Raw genomic sequence first — 21,078 nt, 5'->3', positions numbered from 1 at the left:
ACGACGACGAAATATGTAAACATAAGCTCTGGAACGCTCAATATGAGAAAAAGCGGGTCGGAAAGCGCAAGCATAGTCGCAAAGCTGTCAAAAGGAACGGAAGTGACGGTTTATTCGGAATCCAAAGGTTGGGCGAAAATCAAGGCAAATGGGCAGGATGGGTATGTCAGTACTGACTATCTCTCGACGACAAAGCCTGGAACGGACTCCAAACCATCCATACCTGAAAAAACGACAACCAAATATGTAAACGTCAGCTCGGGTTCACTGAATATGCGGAATAAGCCGTCGGATAGTGCTTCCGTCATCGTGAAATTGGCAAGGGGTGTAGAGGTAGAAGTCATCTCGGAATCAAATGGCTGGTCAAAAGTTAAAGCGTATGGCGGAGAAGGTTATGTCAGCACGAAATATCTATCAGCAACGAAGCCAGGTTCTGTACCGGGGCTGAATCCAGATGGAGAAGCAAACACATTAGTTAAATATGTAAATGTAAGTGATGGCTCGAGTCTGAATATGCGGTCTGCAGCATCGGCTTCCGCTTCAATTATAGCCAAGCTTGTAAATAATACGGCCGTAACGGTGTATTCAGAGTCTAATGGCTGGTCAAGGGTCACAGCCAATGGAAAAACCGGATATGTCAGTACGCAATATTTAACGGCCAAAGCACCGGAAGGTCCGGGAAGTTCGAATGGATCGATAATCAGGATCGATAAGGAATATAATCTTACGATGGAAAAGATGGTTGAAATTCAAATGGCCGTTAATGGTCAAACGGATAAAAAGTATAAAACCTACATACGTGAAGATGGAGTAACTTTGATCAATTCAACAAAAGGTACCGTTAATGGAACCGGATGGCGTATCAGGGGCGGAGCGGGTTCTAATTATTGGGCAGTCGGTCCTGTTAGCAATAATCAATCATTGACTATTAAATCAAAAGTAAAGGGCTCTGACGGATACTATTGGTATGAGGTGGACTATAACAAGACATGGGTAAATGCCAGCCCGGAAGATATAGAATATAATCTTAACCCAAATAATTTCGTGAATGATCCAGTCCATTCATTCCAGTTCGTCAAGCTTTCCCAAGTCACCAACATGAACGTTTCAGAAGTGAATAATAGAATCCTTTCTGGCAAAGGGATATTACAAGGCCAAGCAGCAACGTTCACTGCGGCAGGGGAAAAATACGGAGTCAATGAAATCTACCTGATTTCACATGCTTTGCTGGAGACCGGGAATGGCACTTCACCATTAGCGACTGGCGTAAAGGTGAACGGGAAAACGGTCTATAATATGTATGGAGTCGGGGCGTTTGACGGAACGGCGCTAAGCAGCGGCGCTCAATACGCCTATAATGCGGGCTGGTTCACACCGGAAGCGGCCATCATAGGCGGTGCTGAATTCATCGCCAAAGGATATATCTCTGCTGGACAGGACACGCTTTATAAAATGAGATGGAATCCTACAGCTGCAGAGAAATATGGATATGCATCACACCAGTATGCGACTGATATTGGCTGGGCAACAAAACAAGTGAAACAGATTTATAATTTATATAGTTTATTAGATTCGTATAAATTGACGATTGAGGTTCCTAAGTATAAATAAGGAAACAAAAAAACACATGAGTCCGGCTCATGTGTTTTTTTTTGGCTACTCAGTTTTATCCTTTTCCAGTATCCCCTTGACGACATCCTCGATCGTCACCACTCCCAACGCCTTTTCCAAGGCAAGTTCAGCAACGGAAAAGATGGGTTCTATTGTATCTTGTATATTTCTTCCAACAGTGCATGCTGGATTAGGATTTTCATGAATTCCAAATAATTCTTTATCGGAGACAACATTGACAGCGTGATAAACATCGAGCAAAGTGATATCCGACAATTCCTTGGCCAATGTCGCTCCGGCGATACCCGGCCGAACATTCACTAAACCTGCATTCTTCAGCATGCCAGTGATTTTTCTGATTAAAGCTGGGTTGGTGTTTACACTTTTTGCAATAAAATCGGAAGTGTTAACGCCTTCCTTGTTTATTTCTAAAAGAGATAATATATGGATTCCTACGGAAAAGCGGGTACTGATGGACATCTCTTTTTTCTCTCCTTTAAAATCTCTATTCCTTTATAGTATAAATTATTTAACATGTAATTCAAGTGGTTACAAGTTATAATGGCCTGCAAGAATAATATTTATCCAATAACCGTTTCCTTGTCAAGTCACGCCGTTGCCGCAAAGGCAAAAATAAAAGGTATGTGTAATTGACAAACAAGCATGGTGAAACTTATATTATAACGTGTAAATGAATTAGTTACAGGTGAAAGGTTACAGGAAAGGGGGAACTGAAATCGGCCGCCATGGCTGGATAAGGAATATGACACAATTACAAGTGATGGAGGTATATGATGGCTAATAAAAAAAAGGGTAATCAAAAACAATCTTCTGCATTCACGTTTTGGATCATCGGGTTAATCGCTGTAATCATTATTGGCTTTATATTTTTAGCAAATGGGAAAAAAGACGAAGATACAGCCGTTAATGAAATCGATTATAAATCACAACCTTATTTGGGAGAAAAAGCGGCTCCTGTCCAAATAGTGGAATTTGGGGACTATAAATGTCCAGTCTGTAAGACATTCGAGAAACAATTCTTTCCTTCTATACAAAGTGAATTGATTGATACAGGAAAAGCGCAATTTTATTTCATGAATTATTCGTTCATTAACGTCGATTCAACCAGATCCGCTAAATTCGCGGAAAGTGTTTATCAGGAATTAGGCAATAAGACCTTTTGGGAATTTCATGAGCTTTTGTTCGATAAGCAGCCAGCTGACCTGAAATATGAAAAGGAAGATGTCTTTACGGATAAATTCTTAGAAGAAACATTGAAAGAAATCGCAAATGACAAAGATGTGAAAAAAGTCGTTACCTCTTTTAAAGCCAAAAAGTCCGAGGACCAATGGAACAAGGATATGGAGTTGGCCGACGAATTGGGCGTTACTGGAACACCTTCCTTATTTGTCAATGGCAAGAAGTTTGAAGGAAATACAATCGATGATTTAGTGAAAATGGTTGATGATGCAGCGAAGGAGAAATAGTGATGAACAAGCCATTATTACTTTCTTGGATCCTGTCCATCATCGCCACTGCCGGAAGTCTCTACTTTAGTGAGATTCTCCATTATGTACCCTGCACCTTTTGTTGGTACCAAAGGATCCTGATGTACCCGCTCGTCATCTTATTGGGACGGGCCTTTTATGAACAGGACCTGAAAATCTATCGATACATCCTCCCATTATCGATTTTGGGCATGGCGGTGTCAGGATATCACTATAGTCTGCAAAAAATTCCAGCACTACAGCATTTCGAAATGTGCCAAAGCGGTGTCCCCTGCTCAGGTGAGTATATAAATTGGCTAGGATTCATCACGATTCCGTTTTTGTCCTTCATCGCCTTTACGCTCATCACAATCTGCATGGCACTGCTAATGAAAAAGAAAATCAGCATATAATGAAGCGCACCATTCTAAAAGGAATGGTGCGTTTTTATTTATCGACGAAACTGCGGGTATATCAGCGAAAATCGGATTATATCGACGAAAAACAGCAATATATTAGCGAAAACTGGATTATATCAAAGAAACTCCTGATATATCAACGAAATTTGGATTATATCGACGAAACTGCGGATATATCAGTGAAATCTGCAATATATCTCCGAAACACCTCTTGACAAAATGTTAACCTGTAACTTATATTATTACATGTAAGTAATTTGGTTACAATTAATATTTCAAAAACAATATATAGGAGGAATGTAAAATGAAAATTGGTATTATTGGTGCGAGCGGAAAAGCTGGAAGTCTGATTTTAAAGGAAGCATTGACTAGGGGACATGAAGTTACGGCCATTGTCAGGGATGAAGCTAGAGTCCAAATTCAAGGAGCTTCCGTATTGGAAAAAGACGTATTTGATATGAAAGCAGAAGATATTAAAGAATTCGATGTTGTAGTGAATGCATTTGGCGCTGCTCCGGGGAAAGAACATCTGCATGTAGACGCAGGAAAAATCTTGATTAAAGCAATGAAAGGCGCTCCACAAACGAAACTGATTGTTGTTGGCGGAGCTGGAAGCCTTTTTGTTGACGAAGCAAAAACGATCCGTGTCCTGGATACTCCTGAGTTTCCTAAAGAATACTTTGCAACAGCGTTTAATCAATCCAAGAACCTTGGAGATCTGCAAAACGCCACTGACATACAATGGACGTTCATCAGTCCTTCCGCCTTCTTTGATCCGCAAGGAAATAGAACAGGCGGATATAAACTAGGTAAAGACAATCTGCTTGTAAACTCAAAGGGCGAAAGCTATGTAAGTTATGCCGATTTTGCCCTTGCAGTACTTGATGAAATTGAAAATCCGCAGCATATCAACCAGCGCTTTACCGTTGTTGCCGAAGCTGAATAATTTAGTGGCGTCTCCCCTCTGGGGTGACGTCTTTTTTTACGAAAGAAACTTCTGAATCTGCGCAGGTTCGCCAAGGAAGCCGTTGATGTATTTTTCATCGCTAATGAGGATCAAAGAGCTGACGGTGGGAACCGATAGGGAAGAAGCCGAGCGGAAATTGAAGAAGGTGAGATGGTCAATAAATGATAAGTCTTTAGATCTATGAGCTGTAAGTAAGAGAAATAAGTCCTTTTCCTTAAAAATTGGGAAAGACCTTAAATATTTTGGTTGCGTTTACAAATGAAGGAATTTTTTTGTTAATATATTTACAAAAAACGAGTCTATGTTACTATGTAAAGGATGATTCAGAAAAATTTGGGGTATTTTGTTGATTTATCCTATTATGAAGGAGTTACAAAGAATGAAAAAAGTTAAAAAGGCCATTATACCTGCAGCGGGATTGGGAACCAGATTCTTGCCCGCAACGAAGGCTATGCCTAAAGAAATGCTGCCAATAGTCGATAAACCAACTATACAATATATTATAGAAGAAGCCGTGAAAGCCGGAATTGAAGATATAATCATTGTCACAGGAAAGAATAAACGAGCGATAGAGGATCATTTTGATAATGCGTACGAACTGGAGAATAACCTGATTGAAAAAGGGAAGTTCGATTTATTGGAGAAGGTGAGATACCCATCCAATTTGGCTAATATCCATTACATTAGGCAAAAAGAACCGAGAGGCCTCGGACATGCTGTTTGGTGTGCACGTAACTTTATTGGTGATGAGCCATTTGCCGTCCTTTTAGGCGATGATATCGTAGAAAGCGATGTGCCCTCCCTTCGTCAATTGATCAACGAATATGATGCGACAGGTTCGTCCATCATTGGTGTACAGCCGGTGAATGAGAGCGAAACACATAGATATGGCATCATCGACCCGCTTACGCAAGAGGGCAGGAGATACGAAGTGAACCGTTTCGTCGAAAAACCAAAACAAGGAACGGCCCCATCCAACTTAGCCATCATGGGAAGATACATACTGACTCCGGAAATATTCGATTTCCTGGCCAAGCAGGAAACGGGGGCTGGCGGTGAAATCCAGTTAACGGATGCCATTCAAAAACTGAATGAAATCCAAAGTGTCTTCGCTTACGATTTTGAAGGAAAACGCTATGATGTCGGAGTTGTCGATGGCTTTGTGAAAACGACAATTGAATTTGCCCTGCAACGTCCCGATTTAAGAGACGACATTTTAAAAGTAATGGAAAATATCCTCGAAATGCACAAGGCAGTGGATAAGTGATCTTTTAAATTAATAGAGTAATTAGTTTAGAAAAAATCTCCAACTATTGATCATTCATAGTTGTTATTTTTGGTTACTGAAATGCAAACATAATTTTGAATGGTGAATATAAATCCATAAAAGGGGATGCCTATTTAGTGAATAAGAAGGTAATAAAGTAAATAATGAATGTCAGCAATGATTTGAAGAGGATCATTATCCACCTTGGCCAGGTTCGCCCCCTTCCAAGTCGGGGCATATAAAAATATTTTCCTTAGCATCACTGATTTTCAAACCCAGGGTCCTTAAGTAATCCTTATACTCCCCCGGATTCGTATTCAGCGTCAAATCGATCCTCGGATATCCTTCTTCTATTATTTCACCTTTATACAATCCACTTAACTTATAGCTATGTGTAAATATGTTGGTAGTGTGGGCATTAGGGCTAAAAGTGAAATCTGCACTCAAGAAGTTCCTGACAACGTTTTGAGAGACCGAAGGGTTACCGGATATATCAAAGCCCATATTCTTAAGGGGCGTTCCATGCCAGGTATTGATGTAAATCTGATCGCTTTTAGGGATGAAGAAAGACTGGCATGTGGAATTATTGATTAAATACTCACTTGTCGCCAGCCACTTAAGTCAAATCGGTGAAAAATGTAACTTATTAATTAAGGTGCACCATTTTCTGTATACAATCGATTTGATAAACTGGTAAGCGTGTCTGAGGGAACAATGGAATTAAACCGAAAGAATCTATTGGAGTATGCAGACTTCGATAAATTTGATTATGTAATGAATTCCATCAACCCTGATAAAATCCTTCAAATCGAGTCAAATGAGCCCGAAGGTAGCGAAAATGATGAAAAGGCGATGATCACAGAAAACTTCAAAGCGAGGGCGATTTTAAGGGATGTCAAGGATAATCCTGTTTGGAATACCCTTCCGGGAATTTCGAATGCCGCTCAATTTCCATTGGAAGAACGATTTGAAGGTGCTGAAATCGTGATTTCGAGGAAAACCTATGCTGATCAAAAGACTTTTTATAAATTCAGTCATGACAATCAAATAATTGGCTGGATTAGTGAAGAAGCTGTGGAGCTGCTGCCAGACAGCATCATTTATGAAAAAGAAGTGGATAAAATAGCAAGGTTAGTAAGACCTCGATCGAACTATATTTGGTCCTTGCCGTATAAGGTTGAAGAAACGTACAAAGTTTCCGGCAGTCATGATTTTAAAGGGATCATTGTAAAAGTCGATAGGGAAGCAAAAACCCAGCATTCGATTTATAGCAGAATATCAGTAAAAGACAAGATCATAGGCTGGATAGATAAATTCTGCTTTATCCGTGCTTGAACATTGTACAATCAATGAAGACATGGGCTATAATGACAAGAAAATATATAATATCGAGAAACTATAAAAACAATAAAAAGTTCATCGATAAAATTGAGAATAGAACGCTGAAGGAAATAAACACTGGTAATCAGAAGTACGGTAAAATAACTAACCCGGAAGATCATACAATCTGGACGAAGGCATATCCGAACTACAAGGCTAAAAGAGTGAGCAAGGCAATCGATTTTGAAGGACAAATCGTCAGAATCATCAAGTATAATAGAACCAACAAAGGCGGCTATTACCTTTTCGAAATCGATAATAAGAAAATAGGCTGGTTAAATACGGGGGCATTCGAAATCATAGAAGAGCCAATCCTGTTAAAAGAACGGGAAGTGCGCGGCACTGCCGAAATTAACTTAGGCGATTATCATATATGGGATAAGCCTTATGGGCTGCAAGATGCCATGGTCTTGGAAAATGGGCCAACCTTTAATGGCCGGATCGTGGAATTTGATAAAGAAGCGGTCACTCAACTTGGTACGTATGCCCATATATCATTGGACGGGATATCTATTGGCTGGATCGATAAACAGGCGTTAATCGTACAAGAGGTCCATGGGTTGGAAGTGAATGATCAATTCGTTCCATATCCTGATAAAAGTGATTTTAACTTTGTCAATATGGGAAGGTTATCTCCTGAAAAAGGGCAAGATAACTTGATTCGTGCATTCGCAGGCTTTCATGAGAAAAACAAAAATAGCAAACTGTATATTTTAGGACAAGGACCTTTAAAGGAAGATTTGCAGGCAATCATTGATGAGCTGGACTTAAATCATTCCATTCATCTTTTGGGGCAGCTTGAAAATCCATTTTCGTTCATGGAAAAATGTGACTGCTTCGTTCTTTCCTCACATTATGAAGGCCAGCCTATGGTATTATTGGAGGCAATGACCTTAGGAATGAAAATCATGGCTACTGATATAGTGGCTAACCGGACCGTTTTGGAAAACGGTAAATATGGTTTACTTGTCGAAAATAGCATAGATGGACTGGAAAAGGGCTTATCTACCATGGTTAGTGAAGATAATCCTAAACTAGCGAAGTTTGATTACACCCAATATAATGGATTGGCCATGGAAACCTTCAATAAATGCTTATAAAACGAGGGAGGTTCTTATAATTGGACCTCCCACTAATGACATGTATGGGTTGCGAGATTTAATGATTCATTCAAGCTTAAAGTAAAAGGGGTAATACTATATGATTTTGGTCGTTGGCGGTGCAGGATATATTGGAAGTCATCTTGTAAAAGAGTTAGTGAAAACTGAAGAGGTTGTCATCCTGGATAATCTCTCAACTGGATTTCGTTCGCTGGTTGATTCAAACGCCACCTTGGTGGAAGGGAATTTAGGGGACGAAGCGGTCTTGAATGAAATTTTCCTTAAGTATCCGATTAAAGCGGTCATGCACTTTGCCGCTAATAGCTTGGTCGGGGAGTCTGTTCAAGATCCTTATAAATACTATGATAATAATGTAGGTGCAACCCTTACATTATTGAATACCATGCTCAAGCATGATGTTAAGAATTTCATTTTTTCATCAACGGCAGCTACGTACGGGATACCAAATGTGGATATGATTGATGAAGATCAGCCAACCAATCCGATTAACCCATATGGCCGCTCGAAATTGATGGTGGAACAGATCTTGGGGGACTTTGCAAAGGCATATGGACTTCATTATGTCGTCTTGCGTTACTTCAATGCGGCCGGAGCACATGCGTCAGCAGAAATCGGTGAAAGCCATGATCCGGAAACACACCTGATTCCAATCATTTTACAGCATTTATTAGGTCAACGTGAGAAGATTTCCGTGTTTGGTACGGACTATGACACAGAAGATGGCACATGCATTCGCGATTATATCCATGTAACGGATTTAGCCCAAGCACATATAATCGCGCTTCAAGCCCTATTATCCGGGAAGAAGGATACGGCCACCTACAACCTTGGGAATGGAAAAGGATTTTCGGTTAAGGATGTAATCGACACTTGCGAAAAAGTCACGGGAGTGAAACCGACCATAGAGTATGCAGACCGTCGCCCTGGAGATCCAGCCCGCCTGGTTGCTTCAGCCAATAAGATATATGAAGAACTCGGTTGGAAAGCATCGATAGATTTGGAAGAAATCATTGAAAGTGCGTGGAAATGGCATAAATCTCAAATGAATTAATGCTCCCATGATTTCAAACTGCAGGCAAACTCGAAGAAAACGGGTTTGCCTGCAGTTTTTTTATTAAAAAAACGTTCCAGTTGATTGGAACGTAATGTACGAGACTCCTGCGGAAAGCTCGTTCTGGAGTGGAAATCAACGATCAAGTTTACTCCCCCCAAAAAAAAATCCAGCTGTTTTCAGAAACCAGCTCCCTTTTCCGCCGACTGTCCGCAAAGCCCCAAGCGCCTGCTGTGACGGGTCGTGGCTAGCGAGTCATTTGGCAGTTTTCATTCTAAGCTTGAAGAGCTTTCCGGATTGATTTTTTCAGGGCTTTTACAAAATTTTGACGTGTTTCTTCGGGTATTTCCAACAGGGAAAGGTACGGATTTAAATCTTCCAGCTCTACTAATAAAAGTTCACCTTGCTCCTTCCGACAGGCATCTACTCGTTGGATGCCCCAATCAAGATTGTTCCAATCAATAAATCGTTTCGCAAAAACCAGGTCTGCTTCAGTAGGGACATATTCTTTTAATTCCCATCTTTTCTCTTTATCAGGCGCATAAAGGGCGTACTGAAATTCTTTATCGATAAAATAAAAAGAGACTTCATACTCAAAGTTGATAAATGGCTGTACCAATGTGTTCTTTGATTTTGCATCCATTTTATCTCCCAATTCTTCTTTCGCGGCAAATTCCAAACCGATGGAATCCGCGCCATCTTTCGGCTTCACTATATACGTTTCCACATTGGGAAGTTTATGTAAAGATTCAAGTGCATCGATGGTCGGAATGACAGGGAATTGGGCATTCGTCAGTTCAATTAAGTACTCCTTCCCGTTCATATCAGCCTTTCCAACAAATGAGTTGTATGTTTTCAAATGACCAGCAGCCACTCTATTACGGAATGCTAGATACTTATCTTTAAAATTGGCTACTGGACCGGCATTTCGAAAGACGATCAAGTCAAAATCCTTTTCAAACGTTTCAATGTCTTCAGGATGGCAAAGTACTAACTGAAAATCCTCCCTAAGCTTCGAGGTAAGGTACAAATCCTCCTCATAATAATTTCTTCCTTTTGCTTCATAGTATAAATCCGTTACGAATAATAGTGTCTGCATGACTCCTGCACCCGCTTTCCCGATATTTTCATTGTTTGGTTTACATACAAAAAATCCCGTCTCATTAAGAGACGAGATTTGAACTCGCGGTACCACTCTTGTTTAATGACAAACGCACATGAATGCGTTGTCCCATTTAACGGGGGGAACCGGTAAAGCTTACTGAAGCTTCGGCTTTACTTCTCGGGGATGATCTTCGGTCAGATTCTGGACACTGGCTTTCAGCAAAGCACCAGTTCTCTTTGGAACAGAATGATAACGTACTCCTTCCCTTCAAGGAATTTTACATTTGATGAATTTGAGTAATTGTATAATAGTCAGAAAATAAAATCAATGGTTGTTTCACTTACTATAGGACGAAAAAGGAATATGGATAGAGATATAGAATTACTATTCAAGAGAAGCACCATTCATTAATAGGAGATGTTAGATTTGAAAACGGTAAGGGTTTTTCATTACGATGCGTTCAGCAGTAAACCGAATAAAGGAAATCCGGCAGGTGTGGTTTTAGATGCAGATGGACTGACCGAAATGGAAATGCAGGAGATAGCGATGAAGGTGGGTTTCAATGAAACCTCTTTTCCGATGGAATCCGATATTGCCGATCTTAGAATCCGTTATTTTACACCAAGAAACGAAATGAATCTTTGCGGACATGCGACAATGGCTACCATCCATGCACTGAAGACCAGGGGATTATTGGATAAAGATGAGTTGATGATTGAAACAGGAGCGGGAATATTGCCAATCAACATCCATACGTCGGCGGGGCCTGATATATATATTACGATGAAGCAGGCCGCGCCGCAGTTTGAAGCGTTTAACGGAGATGAAGGTGGCTTAGCCAGTTCCCTCGGCCTTGATATAGAAGAACTGGAAAGTGAATTACCTATTGTTTATGGAAGTACAGGTTTATGGACTTTACTGGTTCCGGTAAAAGAAAGAAGTTCATTTAAAAGGATGAAGGCCAACAATAGCCTGTTTCCGCAATTATTAAAGGAAATGCCAAGAGCTTCCGTTCATCCCTTTTGCCTGGAGACGTACGATAGTGATGCCCATATGCATGCTCGGCATTTTTCCTCGCCCTATTCAGGTACGCTTGAAGACCCGGTTACAGGAACGGCATCAGGTGTGATGGGCGCTTATTATGCAAAATACATAAAGGGTGATCTTGAAGATGAGGTGCATCTGTTAATCGAACAGGGGCATGAAATCGGAAAGGATGGCAGAGTTCGCGTTACAGCTACCAAGAACGATGGCACATACGATATTGAAATCACCGGGAATGCTGTCTACGTTAAAGAATTTGAAGTGGAAGTCTAAAGGTTCATACTGTGAAAAAGTATATGGAAAAAACCCTGTGCTAAGACGTTACGTGTCTTGGCACAGGGTTCTTGTAAATCAGTAACACGTTCATGCAAATGATTGAGGTGGTTGCGACAATCGCTGTCCTTTAGATGAGGGTCACGCCGCTAAGATCAACCTTTGCTCCATGTAAAAAGTTGTAAGTGAGTTTATCCATTGAAGCTCCAGTAAAGTCAATTTTCTTTAAATCGGACATCCGAAATTGAACATTGATGAGGGTGGTATCGCGGAATGATGCCTTTCTCAATGAAGAGCCTTCGAAAATGGTTTGTTTGAAAGTTTCCCCATCGAATATAAGACCAGATAAATTACAGCTTTTAAAATGGGTTTTATTATAAATGCTGTTCTTGAAAGTTACGCCTTTTAAATTGGCATTTTTAAATAAGGTGCCAGTTAAATTGGCATTTTCGAAGATGCAATGATCTAAGTTACTGTTTTTAAATGTGCTGTTCGTCAGGTCGGAATGGCTGAAGTCAGAACGGCTTAAATCGCAGGAATTGAACTTCCCATCATGGACCGAAACCGAGCGGAAGTCGGAATCCAATAAGCGATGCCTGGAATAGTCCATGCTTATCGCCTGCTCAAGCACATTGTATTGTAGGTTGAGGGATTCCATGAGCTCTGATACCTCCCCAATCGAATCAACAGTCAGCTTAAATGCTTCCTGTTCACTGGCACCATTCCTTCTATGGTCATCGTATTTTTCCAGTAAGTTTTGCAGCAGTTCTTCTTCCAATTCCTTTGCTGTTTTTGCACTTTTGTACGGGGCAAAAATGCTATGAACATGTGCATTCAGTTTTTCAATCACATTTCATCTTCCCTTCTTAGAGAAGGCACTCAAGTATTCGCTTGGCCTGCTCCCAGTCATTTTTATTTTGGATATATGTGTTTTCCCCGATTGGGGTGATTTTGTAATATTTCCTTCTTCCGCCTTGTGTGGCGTCTCCCCAATAAGAGATGATGCATCCATCCTTTTCCAGCCGTTTTAGGCTGGAGTACATCGTCGCTTCCTTGATTTCATATTGCTCGTTGGAATTCGTATATATTAATTTGCTGATTTCATAACCATATTTATCGCCACTTTGCAGGAGTTTCAGAATCATCGTATCTACATGTCCGCGAAGCAAGTCAGAGGATAGTTGTCGTTGAACCAAATCCTCACCTCCTTTGGTATATCTTATAGCATATTACTATGACAGTCAAGGTAGTTTGGTTACTATGGATCATGCAGGTTTGGAGGGTTTATGATAAGAAACATGCCAATTTTCGCGAATCACTGCATCACATACTTTTTAATTGTACTAATTTGCCACATATAATATCCGCTTGGAAGGGATTTACCATGTTTCATGGAAGAAGTATATAAGGGGGTAAGGATGTTGAATAATTCGTGGAATAAAGTGATTTATAAATTTTGGTCGCCGGTTTATGACAAAATCTTCAACGCTCATCTCTTTTTAGATGCCAGGAAAAGAATGTTTGAAGAGCTGGATTTTCATGATCATGCAAAGGTCCTGTTTGTGGGCGTAGGTACGGGGGCCGATTTGGAGCTGATCAAAAACCTTGACCTTGAGATAACGGCAATAGACCTGTCGGCGGATATGCTAAAAAAAGCGATGGGGAAATTTGATGATGCATCGATCAGTTTCCTCGAGATGGATGCACAGCATATGGAATTCGCTAATGAATCGTTTGACTATGTAGTGGGAAGTTTGGTTCTTTCCGTCGTACCTGATGCCAATGAATGTCTTCGGGAAATGATCAGGGTTGTAAAAGGCGAGGGGAAAATAATACTATTCGATAAGTTTATCTCTAAAGATGAACGGCTTTCAGTTCCCAAAAGGCTGCTGAGGCCGATCATTCGAATTTTAGGAACGGATATTGGCTTGAGGTTTGAAGACCTGTTCAGTGGACATGGGGGTATTATGGAAATTAAAGAAGATCGACCGATCATGCTGAATGGAATGTATAGAAGGATAATCATCAGTAAACAGTTGTGAGGACATCAGGATACCACATAGAGCTGAGTGTTGTTTTTTGGAAGCTAAACCCTGTAAGGAGGCATGTAATATTTGACATGCATGTATAAACCCATGTCTTCCCTAACATGGTTAATGAGCTGATGCGGCTGTTACAGAGGCACCGGGCGAAATCAGTATAATTAAATGGTGGTATACAATGAAAGAGGTGATGGTTTTGTCGGAGACGATTACAACCTATGAAGATCTGTTGAACATGCTGGACTCATTATTGCGTGAACCAACTGGATTCTGGGATGGCTTTTATGAAGACCGCTCAAAAGGGGTTCCCTTTTTCGAAAATTTCCCTGATGAAAATTTGGTTTCATATTTTGATGGTGGGCTAATTGGGCCAGGAAAGGTTCTTGAGCTTGGATGCGGACCTGGCAGAAATGCCATTTACCTTGCTCAAAAGGGCTGTTCCGTTGATGCGGTGGACCTTTCGAAGGAAGCCCTTGAATGGGGAAAAGAACGGGCAGCAGACAAAAATGTCCAAGTGAACTTCATTCAAAGGAATATATTTGATTTGGATATTGCAAAAGGGCAATATGACTTCGTATATGATTCAGGTTGTTTTCACCATATTGCTCCACATCGAAGGATCAATTATTTGGAGATGGTGAAAAAGGCGTTAAGGCCTAAGGGGTTGTATTCGATCACTTGTTTTGTCGAAGGCGGCATATTGGGTGGTGCCGATATTTCAGATTGGGAAGTATATAGGCAAAGAAGCCTTAATGGCGGTTTAGGTTTTACTGAAGAAAAACTCAGAATGATCTTCAAGGCATTCGAAGTGGTGGAAATACGGAAAATGAGGAAAATGGAACAATCGGATGAAACTTTTGGGGTGCAAGGTTTATGGACGGCTTTATTTATGAAATGAGAAGGCGAAATGGTTTTAAACCGAAGGATTTGGGGTTAGGTCCTTTTTTGCGTGGAAGTTGTTAACAAAAATAATAAAATGGTAAACCATAACAACGCTATAAAGTTTTGGGAATGGGGATTTGACAGAATGATAGATGAAGGCTTTTGCTGATCTTTTTTTAAAAAACATGGTTTCAAAAACAGCTGGGAAGGTATATGGGAAGAGGGGGCCATCAGGAATCAGAGAGCCTAAGGTTTTAAGTATGGAAGAGGTTGTCTTCGATGCTTGCTTTGTTGATAAATTGGATTTATCGATTGCTTTTGATAAAAACTAAATAGGAGGAGTTTATGCACGTAAATAAAGAATTATATTCCTTTTTATTGGGTGTGGCAGCACAATTGACTGAGGATTGGTACGCATCATTGAATAAAAGTGATAGTTCGGGTGTATATTGCTCAAACGATCCCAAAGTGGTTAAAAAACTTAAGCAGCAAAATAATGAATTCCATTTACGTTTCTTTCAGGTCTTTGATACAGAGGAGAGGGAATTCTTTAAGCAGCTTGGTGATTGGATTGAAGAGATCGGTCAGGATGAGCATCATTTAAACACACCCATCTATTTTATATTGAGGGAGTTTTTCCGAACGCAAGAGCAATACCTGGATTATATTGACCGGTTTGTGAAATTGCATGGAGATCAATATACACAGGAGGAAATAAACTCCTGGTATCGGATAGTGGTGAAGGTGTTCAGTGAAGTGATGGAGAGGTTTACGGAAGCGAATCATAGGTATGCCAATAAAATCATGAAAGCCCAACAGGCAACGATTGATGAATTGAGCACACCCATCATTTCCCTTAAAGATAACACGGCATTGCTTCCCCTGATAGGCGATATTGACACGACGAGGGGCATGTCCTTGCTTGAAAACACCTTACAAAAGTGCGCTGAAAAAAATGTCACCAGACTTTTCATTGACCTATCTGGCGTTCATGCAATAGATAGCGGATCCGCACACCAGCTGTCTCAATTGATTGAATCCTTGCATTTGATCGGAATTCAAACAACCCTTTCAGGATTTCGGCCGGAAATAGCCATGACTGCCGTTAAGCTTCAACTGCCTTTTGATAAAGTGACGATAAAGTCCACTCTTGCCCAAGCGATCAGTACGATAAAATAATACATACATATCCAGGGCACGGGCATGTTCGTTATAAATTTCATCGAGAAGACCTCCATATGGTGGTCTTCTCGTATGTATTAGCATTCAAAATAGCAAAAGCCGGAACGACTATTCAATATTGGCAAAGATGGCCAGATCTTCTTTATTGCCAACCACTAAAAGCATATCTTTTTCATGGATATCCTGATCCGGTGACGGTGCTATGATGATTTCCCCATTACTCACGATGGCAATGACGCTGATATTATATTTTGCCCGTAAATCAAGCTCCCTGAGGCTTTTTCCCTTCATGCTCATGGGGAGGATGATTTCCTCGATATTGTATTCTTTAGAAAGCTCTATGTAGTTCAGCATGTTAGGGGAAAGGAGCTGGTTCGCGACCCGTTCCCCCATATCCCTCTCAGGATAGATGACCCAGTCGGCACCGACTTTTGTGAGCACCTGACCGTGATTTTTATTAAGTGCTTTGGCAATGACCTTTTTGATCCCAAGCTCTTTTAAAAGCAAGGTAGTCAAAATGCTCGATTGCATGTCATTTCCGATGGCTACGATGACACAATCGAAATTACGGATTCCGATTGCTTTCAATGTCTCTTCTTCGGTCGTATCCGCCATGACTGCATGGGTGACGTTCAGTTCCGCATTCTCGACTCTTTCCTCGTTCACATCAATACCCAAAACCTCTTGGCCTGCCGTATATAATCTATGGGCCACACTTGTTCCAAATCTGCCTAAACCTATCACGGCGTATTGTCGTTTTCCCATCTATTACACTCCTTCATTCATTATTAACCAATCATGATTTTCCCTTTTGGACGTCGGAACGGATCTGGCTTGCGCCTCATGGCGATAGCAAAGGCAAAAGTCAAAGGACCAACACGGCCTGCAAACATCGTGAAAATGATGAGCATCCGGCCGACCGGTGATAATTCCGGGGTCAAACCCATTGAAAGTCCCACGGTGGCGAAAGCTGAAGTGGCTTCGAACAAAATCATCAAAAAGTCAGTTCCGCTTTCAGTGATGGTCAGCAGAATGGAGATGATGGAAACCACGAATACACCAATGAATGTGACGGATAATGCCTTGAAAATCGTTTCACTCACGATGCGGTGGCGGAACAAGACCACATCACCTTTACCTTTGATCTGTGACCAAACCGTTCCGACAATCGTCGCAAATGTCGTCGTTTTAATCCCGCCGCCGGTCGATCCGGGTGATGCCCCAACGAACATCAAGAAAATGATGAGCAGTAATGCAGGCTGAGTTAAATCAGGGATATTCAGCGTGTTGGAGCCTGCCGTCCGTGGTGATACCGATTGAAATAAGGACGACAGCATTTTACCCATGAAAGATAAAGGCTGCAATGTCTTGGCATTGCCGGACTCGAATAAAAAGATTAAAATCGCGCCGGCAATCGTAAGGGTCAAGCTAGTCGTCAGAACGATCTTCGTATGTACGGACAAACGATTTGTATTCCGATATTCGTATAGTTCATTCATCACGATAAAGCCTATCCCGCCAAACGTGATGAGGAAGGCAACGGTAAGGGTTACGAATGGATCCGAAACATAAGGGGTCAAACTCCTGAATTCCCCCATTAAATCAAAGCCGGCATTATTGAAATTGGAGATGGAATGAAAAGCACCGTAATAGATCGCCTTGCCGGTTGGCATATCAAAAGAAAAGCGAATCGATAAGATAAGGGTACCCATGCCCTCAATAATGGCCGTAAAAATTAAAAGCCGTTTCACTAATCTGACTACACCCGCCATGGATAGATTATTTAACGACTCCTGCAGAACTAACCTGCCTTTTAAAGAAATCTTTTTGCCTATTAATAAAAAGAAAAACGTCGCAAATGTCATGAACCCTAAGCCGCCTACCTGAATCAGTGTTAAGATGACCAACTCACCAAAAGTGGTGAAGGTCGATCCCGTATCCACTACGACCAGCCCTGTTACACATGTAGCGGAAGTCGAGGTGAATAAAGCATCCAGAAAAGAAAGACCATGGCCATTTTCTGTGGAAACCGGCAGGGTCAATAAATAGGCCCCCAAAAGTATCAGGATGGCAAAGCCGAGTACAAGTATTTTTGGCGGATCCAATTTTGTCATTCTCAAATGATCATCCCTACTGTATGACTTTTAATCATCAATCTGCTTTTCGAATCTTTTTAAAAGCATAATAAAAAGACCTGCGAAAACATCGAATAGCTGTATTGCCACAAAAAGCGTGCAAAAAAGGCTCCCGAAATAGGCGGTCTTATGACCTCCTTCGCTTTAGCCGACGAAGTTAGCTGACGGGTAGGATGGCGAAAGAGCTGATCTCATCCCTTCTGCAAGGCAGAATTAACCCCAAATGATTGGGTCCTCCGTACTCATTTCCCATGAGTTTTGGCCGAATTGCATTAAATTGATAAGCGTATTCTACTCCCATCATTTAGCAGTTGTAAACCCCTAAATCGTAAAAAAATATTTCTTTAACAAAACTGAAAATTTACGTTTTATTTACATTTAGAAAACGTATTGACAAATATTAGTTAGCACATTATGATAGGTTCGATTAATCCAATTATGATAACCGGCATCGATGTACTTTATTCAATAATTTCAAGCAGAACAGGCTATTGCCAATCAAAATTTGTAATAGATATATTATGTTTCTTTTGTAAAAGATAAAGGAAAAAGCAGTACATTATTAGTTAAATTCAATACATTTTATTAAAAAGGCGGGCAATTATGGAGAAGACGTTCAATAGATATGTTATTAATGCTACAGGCAAGGGTGGCCAAACATATTTAACACAATGCCAGGATAAAGATGCACTAAGGAAATGGATAGCCGATCATGAGGATCAAATCATCATGAATGAATTAAGGATAACGGATAAGAAAAAGAATCCGTTTTTAAAATTGTTTTCCCCAAGGTAAATCAACTGATTCCAACATTCATAGCGGTATTCAATTATTGTAATTCCCTGTGTTCTATCCAGGAACGCTGAGCGAAAATCCATATCTTGTTTTGCTTTTAAACTCATTTATTTTGAATGAGTTTTTTTGTGTTATTTACATAATTCAACCATTAATGTTAAAATTTAGTAATGTTGAAGGTGGACGTAAAGAAGAGAAAAATAAAATGAAATGACCACTTTCCGAGAGCAGCCGAGGATAGTTGGGGATGTATGGTGGCATATTGGGGGCATCGCAAATTGGTCTCGTTCCTTGGGGACGGGGTTTTTTATTGTAAAGTCAAAGGGAGAAGCGATGACATTAAAAAATGCATTAGTATCCTGGAAATACCCTTCCATTCTTTTGTGCGGAATAGGTATCTCCAACTTTGGTTCCTGGGTGTATTTCATTGCCCTTAATTTAATCGATCTGGATATGACTGGTTCAGCCTTGGCGGTATCTGGACTTTATATCGTTAAACCGCTGGCTGCCATATTTACGAATGTGTGGGCAGGGAGCGTGATCGACCGGATAAATAAGCGGAACCTGATGGCGGCACTTGACCTATTTCGCACGGTATTCATAGTCTTGCTGCCATTCACTTCTTCTATTTGGGTCATGTATTTCCTTGTCTTCGTGATCAATATGGCAGGGGCCATGTTCGGAACGACATCTAGGTCCTATATAACAAAATTAATACCAATTGAACAGAGGAAACGATTTAATTCATTACGAAGCTTAATGGATTCTGGAGCTTTTTTGATTGGACCGGCGCTAGCGGGTATCCTTTTCTTGATCGGTACGCCCGTTTTAGCGATTTATATTAATGCGGCTGCCTTATTGTTATCCGGCATCATCACTCTATTCATGCCTAATCTTGAAAAGGGTCAGCGCCTTGAACAATCCAATCATTACCTGTCTTGGACCCTCATGAAAAAGGATTGGGGCATCGTCCTGGACTTCAGCAGGAAATCTTCCTATATCATGCTCATTTATTTCCTATTCAGCTGCATGGTTGTGATGGAAACAGCCATCGATTCCCAAGAAGCTGCGTTTGCCAAGGCCGTGCTCCTTTTGTCGGACAGCGATTACGGATTCCTTGTAAGCGTCGCCGGGGCAGGCATCATTGCTGGTGCCATAGTCAATGCCGTATTCATCAGTAAAGTGAAAATCTCGCACATGATTGGTCTTGGATCTTTATTTGTCTCGATAGGTTATATGATCTTTGCCCTTTCGAATGCCTTTTCACTGGCCGCCATCGGATTTTTCATCATTGCCTTTTCATTGGCTTTTGCCAACACCGGCTTTCAAACCTTTTATCAAAATAATATTCCGGTGGAAATTATGGGCAGGGTCGGAAGTATTTTTGGCTTGTTAGAATCTTTATTGATCATCATTACTACCGCAATCGTTGGTGTTTCAGCCCATTTCATTTCGATTCGGTTCGTGGTGATTTCAGGTTCCTTGATCATGTTCGCTTTATCCTTATGGTTGTCGATGCTTAGTATGAAGACCTCCAAGAGCAGGTATTATTCAGTTGGTGATGTAGAGATAGAAGCGAAGGAAAAGATGTAATCGGATTTAAAGGCATGTTGATGGTACATGCCTTTAATGAATCGTTCATTGGATGAATGTGCGCAAATGGCTGATGAAGTTCAAGATTTGAAAATGGATTTTCGCCATTTCTTCCGCCGTTTGTTCTTCACAGTTCTCCAGCCACTCAGTAATCACTCCTAAAATCGCCGATGTCAGGAAGGCGTGCATATACATGCGGAATGCTTCATCTTTAGCTGCTGGATGCAGGCTGATCAAACGCTCCAACAGTACTTCACCGAAAACCCTTTTTATTTTTTTCGCAAAAGAAGGGTCGCCCTGATCACCAAGAATGGCCCTTAATGCGTGAGCATGTTCACTGATGAATTGAAAAATCGCTATGAAAGGCGGGTAAAGTTGCTGTTGATGAAGGGCCAAAAAAGCCTCTTTCGGCAAAATGGCAGTAATGCGTGTTTGAAGTTCATGTAACAATTCCTGCTGTAAGTGATCCATCAATTCATATTTATCTGTGTAGTGCAAATAGAATGTGCCCCGATTAATATTGGCGCGCTCTGCAATTTTCTTAACTGATACATGTGAGAACCCCTCTGCTTCAATGAGTGCAATAAAATGATGTTGTATCTGCTTTTTCGTCTTTTGTACCATATCCTCATGAATCGATGCCATGGAATGTCTCCTTCACTGAACATTTTTCCAAATGTGTTGATTGTATTAGACCGAATGCTACCTTAGAATGATGATACAC

General features: G+C 40.8%; 24 protein-coding genes, 1 riboswitch and 1 other annotated feature. Of the genes, 15 read left to right on the top strand and 9 right to left on the bottom strand.

The window, feature by feature from the left end:
- Nucleotides 1-1,611 (top strand): SH3 domain-containing protein (locus tag J7I90_RS27285; RefSeq protein WP_251025173.1); only part of this gene is annotated, 1,611 nt, incomplete at its 5' end.
- Between the two features lie 45 nt (nt 1,612-1,656).
- Here J7I90_RS27285 and J7I90_RS08155 read toward each other — a convergent pair.
- On the bottom strand, nt 1,657-2,091 hold the full coding sequence (locus J7I90_RS08155) for an Rrf2 family transcriptional regulator (protein ID WP_048690112.1): 435 nt from the start codon (nt 2,089-2,091) through the stop codon (nt 1,657-1,659).
- A gap of 314 nt (nt 2,092-2,405) precedes the next feature.
- Here J7I90_RS08155 and J7I90_RS08150 point away from each other — a divergent pair, with 314 nt between their 5' ends.
- The 4 genes from J7I90_RS08150 (at nt 2,406) to galU (ending at nt 5,751) form a co-directional block, all read left to right on the top strand.
- On the top strand, nt 2,406-3,098 hold the full coding sequence (locus tag J7I90_RS08150) for a DsbA family protein (protein WP_214770386.1): 693 nt from the start codon (nt 2,406-2,408) through the stop codon (nt 3,096-3,098).
- A gap of 2 nt (nt 3,099-3,100) precedes the next feature.
- Nucleotides 3,101-3,511 carry a disulfide oxidoreductase gene (locus J7I90_RS08145; RefSeq protein WP_214770385.1) on the top strand — a complete coding sequence of 137 codons (411 nt, stop codon included), beginning with the start codon at nt 3,101-3,103 and terminating at the stop codon, nt 3,509-3,511.
- 310 nt (nt 3,512-3,821) lie between these two features.
- On the top strand, nt 3,822-4,463 hold the full coding sequence (locus J7I90_RS08140; RefSeq protein WP_214770383.1) for an NAD(P)-dependent oxidoreductase: 642 nt from the start codon (nt 3,822-3,824) through the stop codon (nt 4,461-4,463).
- Between the two features lie 400 nt (nt 4,464-4,863).
- Complete coding sequence (gene galU / locus J7I90_RS08135) at nt 4,864-5,751, top strand: UTP--glucose-1-phosphate uridylyltransferase GalU (protein ID WP_048690103.1); 888 nt, start codon at nt 4,864-4,866, stop codon at nt 5,749-5,751.
- Nucleotides 5,752-5,946: 195 nt separating this feature from the next.
- On the opposite strand, the gene J7I90_RS08130 is transcribed toward galU, so the two are convergent.
- Nucleotides 5,947-6,312, bottom strand: coding sequence for a CDP-glycerol glycerophosphotransferase family protein (locus tag J7I90_RS08130; protein ID WP_311315246.1), 366 nt, complete (start codon nt 6,310-6,312; stop codon nt 5,947-5,949).
- Between the two features lie 153 nt (nt 6,313-6,465).
- On the opposite strand from J7I90_RS08130, the gene J7I90_RS08125 reads away from it, so the two are divergent.
- The 3 genes from J7I90_RS08125 (at nt 6,466) to galE (ending at nt 9,303) form a co-directional block, all read left to right on the top strand.
- Nucleotides 6,466-7,086 (top strand): GW domain-containing glycosaminoglycan-binding protein, encoded by a 621-nt coding sequence (locus J7I90_RS08125; protein ID WP_214770381.1) that lies wholly within the window; start codon nt 6,466-6,468, stop codon nt 7,084-7,086.
- A 32-nt stretch (nt 7,087-7,118) separates the two neighbouring features.
- Nucleotides 7,119-8,231, top strand: a complete 1,113-nt coding sequence (locus tag J7I90_RS08120) for a glycosyltransferase (RefSeq protein WP_214770379.1) — start codon at nt 7,119-7,121, stop codon at nt 8,229-8,231.
- Between the two features lie 100 nt (nt 8,232-8,331).
- Nucleotides 8,332-9,303: a UDP-glucose 4-epimerase GalE gene (gene galE, locus J7I90_RS08115; RefSeq protein WP_214770378.1), complete on the top strand. Its 972-nt coding sequence runs from the start codon at nt 8,332-8,334 to the stop codon at nt 9,301-9,303.
- On the opposite strand, the gene J7I90_RS08110 is transcribed toward galE, so the two are convergent.
- Together J7I90_RS08110 and J7I90_RS08105 are read right to left on the bottom strand one after the other, a co-directional pair.
- Complete coding sequence (locus tag J7I90_RS08110; RefSeq protein ID WP_214770375.1) at nt 9,300-9,449, bottom strand: hypothetical protein; 150 nt, start codon at nt 9,447-9,449, stop codon at nt 9,300-9,302. The genes galE and J7I90_RS08110 overlap by 4 nt on opposite strands.
- Nucleotides 9,450-9,577: 128 nt before the next feature.
- Nucleotides 9,578-10,402, bottom strand: a complete 825-nt coding sequence (locus tag J7I90_RS08105) for an ATP-grasp domain-containing protein (protein WP_214770484.1) — start codon at nt 10,400-10,402, stop codon at nt 9,578-9,580.
- A gap of 64 nt (nt 10,403-10,466) precedes the next feature.
- Nucleotides 10,467-10,688: a binding site (T-box leader), on the bottom strand.
- A gap of 146 nt (nt 10,689-10,834) precedes the next feature.
- Between J7I90_RS08105 and J7I90_RS08100 the strand changes: the two genes are divergently transcribed.
- Nucleotides 10,835-11,725, top strand: coding sequence for a PhzF family phenazine biosynthesis protein (locus J7I90_RS08100; protein ID WP_214770372.1), 891 nt, complete (start codon nt 10,835-10,837; stop codon nt 11,723-11,725).
- Nucleotides 11,726-11,855: 130 nt separating this feature from the next.
- On the opposite strand, the gene J7I90_RS08095 is transcribed toward J7I90_RS08100, so the two are convergent.
- Both J7I90_RS08095 and J7I90_RS08090 read right to left on the bottom strand, forming a co-directional pair.
- Nucleotides 11,856-12,575: a pentapeptide repeat-containing protein gene (locus tag J7I90_RS08095; RefSeq protein ID WP_214770369.1), complete on the bottom strand. Its 720-nt coding sequence runs from the start codon at nt 12,573-12,575 to the stop codon at nt 11,856-11,858.
- A gap of 16 nt (nt 12,576-12,591) precedes the next feature.
- Nucleotides 12,592-12,870, bottom strand: coding sequence for a PadR family transcriptional regulator (locus J7I90_RS08090; protein WP_396020121.1), 279 nt, complete (start codon nt 12,868-12,870; stop codon nt 12,592-12,594).
- Between the two features lie 276 nt (nt 12,871-13,146).
- On the opposite strand from J7I90_RS08090, the gene J7I90_RS08085 reads away from it, so the two are divergent.
- The 4 genes from J7I90_RS08085 to J7I90_RS08070 all read left to right on the top strand — a co-directional run bounded on the left by J7I90_RS08085 (nt 13,147) and on the right by J7I90_RS08070 (nt 15,828).
- Nucleotides 13,147-13,767: a class I SAM-dependent methyltransferase gene (locus J7I90_RS08085; protein ID WP_214770366.1), complete on the top strand. Its 621-nt coding sequence runs from the start codon at nt 13,147-13,149 to the stop codon at nt 13,765-13,767.
- A gap of 196 nt (nt 13,768-13,963) precedes the next feature.
- Complete coding sequence (locus J7I90_RS08080) at nt 13,964-14,665, top strand: class I SAM-dependent methyltransferase (protein WP_214770481.1); 702 nt, start codon at nt 13,964-13,966, stop codon at nt 14,663-14,665.
- A 136-nt stretch (nt 14,666-14,801) separates the two neighbouring features.
- On the top strand, nt 14,802-14,981 hold the full coding sequence (locus J7I90_RS08075; RefSeq protein ID WP_214770364.1) for a hypothetical protein: 180 nt from the start codon (nt 14,802-14,804) through the stop codon (nt 14,979-14,981).
- A gap of 13 nt (nt 14,982-14,994) precedes the next feature.
- Nucleotides 14,995-15,828, top strand: a complete 834-nt coding sequence (locus J7I90_RS08070; RefSeq protein WP_214770362.1) for an STAS domain-containing protein — start codon at nt 14,995-14,997, stop codon at nt 15,826-15,828.
- Nucleotides 15,829-15,939: 111 nt separating this feature from the next.
- On the opposite strand, the gene J7I90_RS08065 is transcribed toward J7I90_RS08070, so the two are convergent.
- Nucleotides 15,940-16,596, bottom strand: a complete 657-nt coding sequence (locus tag J7I90_RS08065) for a potassium channel family protein (RefSeq protein ID WP_214770360.1) — start codon at nt 16,594-16,596, stop codon at nt 15,940-15,942.
- 23 nt (nt 16,597-16,619) lie between these two features.
- Nucleotides 16,620-17,945 (bottom strand): TrkH family potassium uptake protein, encoded by a 1,326-nt coding sequence (locus tag J7I90_RS08060; RefSeq protein WP_214770358.1) that lies wholly within the window; start codon nt 17,943-17,945, stop codon nt 16,620-16,622.
- A gap of 152 nt (nt 17,946-18,097) precedes the next feature.
- A riboswitch (cyclic di-AMP (ydaO/yuaA leader) is annotated at nt 18,098-18,240 on the bottom strand.
- Nucleotides 18,241-18,569: 329 nt separating this feature from the next.
- Between J7I90_RS08060 and J7I90_RS08055 the strand changes: the two genes are divergently transcribed.
- Nucleotides 18,570-18,761, top strand: coding sequence for a hypothetical protein (locus J7I90_RS08055; RefSeq protein WP_034310797.1), 192 nt, complete (start codon nt 18,570-18,572; stop codon nt 18,759-18,761).
- A 333-nt stretch (nt 18,762-19,094) separates the two neighbouring features.
- A complete protein-coding gene (locus tag J7I90_RS08050) occupies nt 19,095-20,354 on the top strand; it encodes an MFS transporter (protein WP_214770478.1) in 1,260 nt (419 codons plus the stop codon).
- Nucleotides 20,355-20,399: 45 nt separating this feature from the next.
- Here the strand turns inward: J7I90_RS08050 and J7I90_RS08045 are convergent, their stop codons facing one another.
- Nucleotides 20,400-20,999: a TetR/AcrR family transcriptional regulator gene (locus tag J7I90_RS08045; protein WP_214770356.1), complete on the bottom strand. Its 600-nt coding sequence runs from the start codon at nt 20,997-20,999 to the stop codon at nt 20,400-20,402.
- Nucleotides 21,000-21,078 lie beyond the last annotated feature (79 nt).

Origin of the sequence: Bacillus sp. ISL-57, assembly GCF_018613135.1 — a bacterium.
Classification (GTDB): domain Bacteria; phylum Bacillota; class Bacilli; order Bacillales; family DSM-1321; genus Peribacillus; species Peribacillus frigoritolerans.
This window is presented reverse-complemented; position numbering and strand designations above follow the sequence as displayed.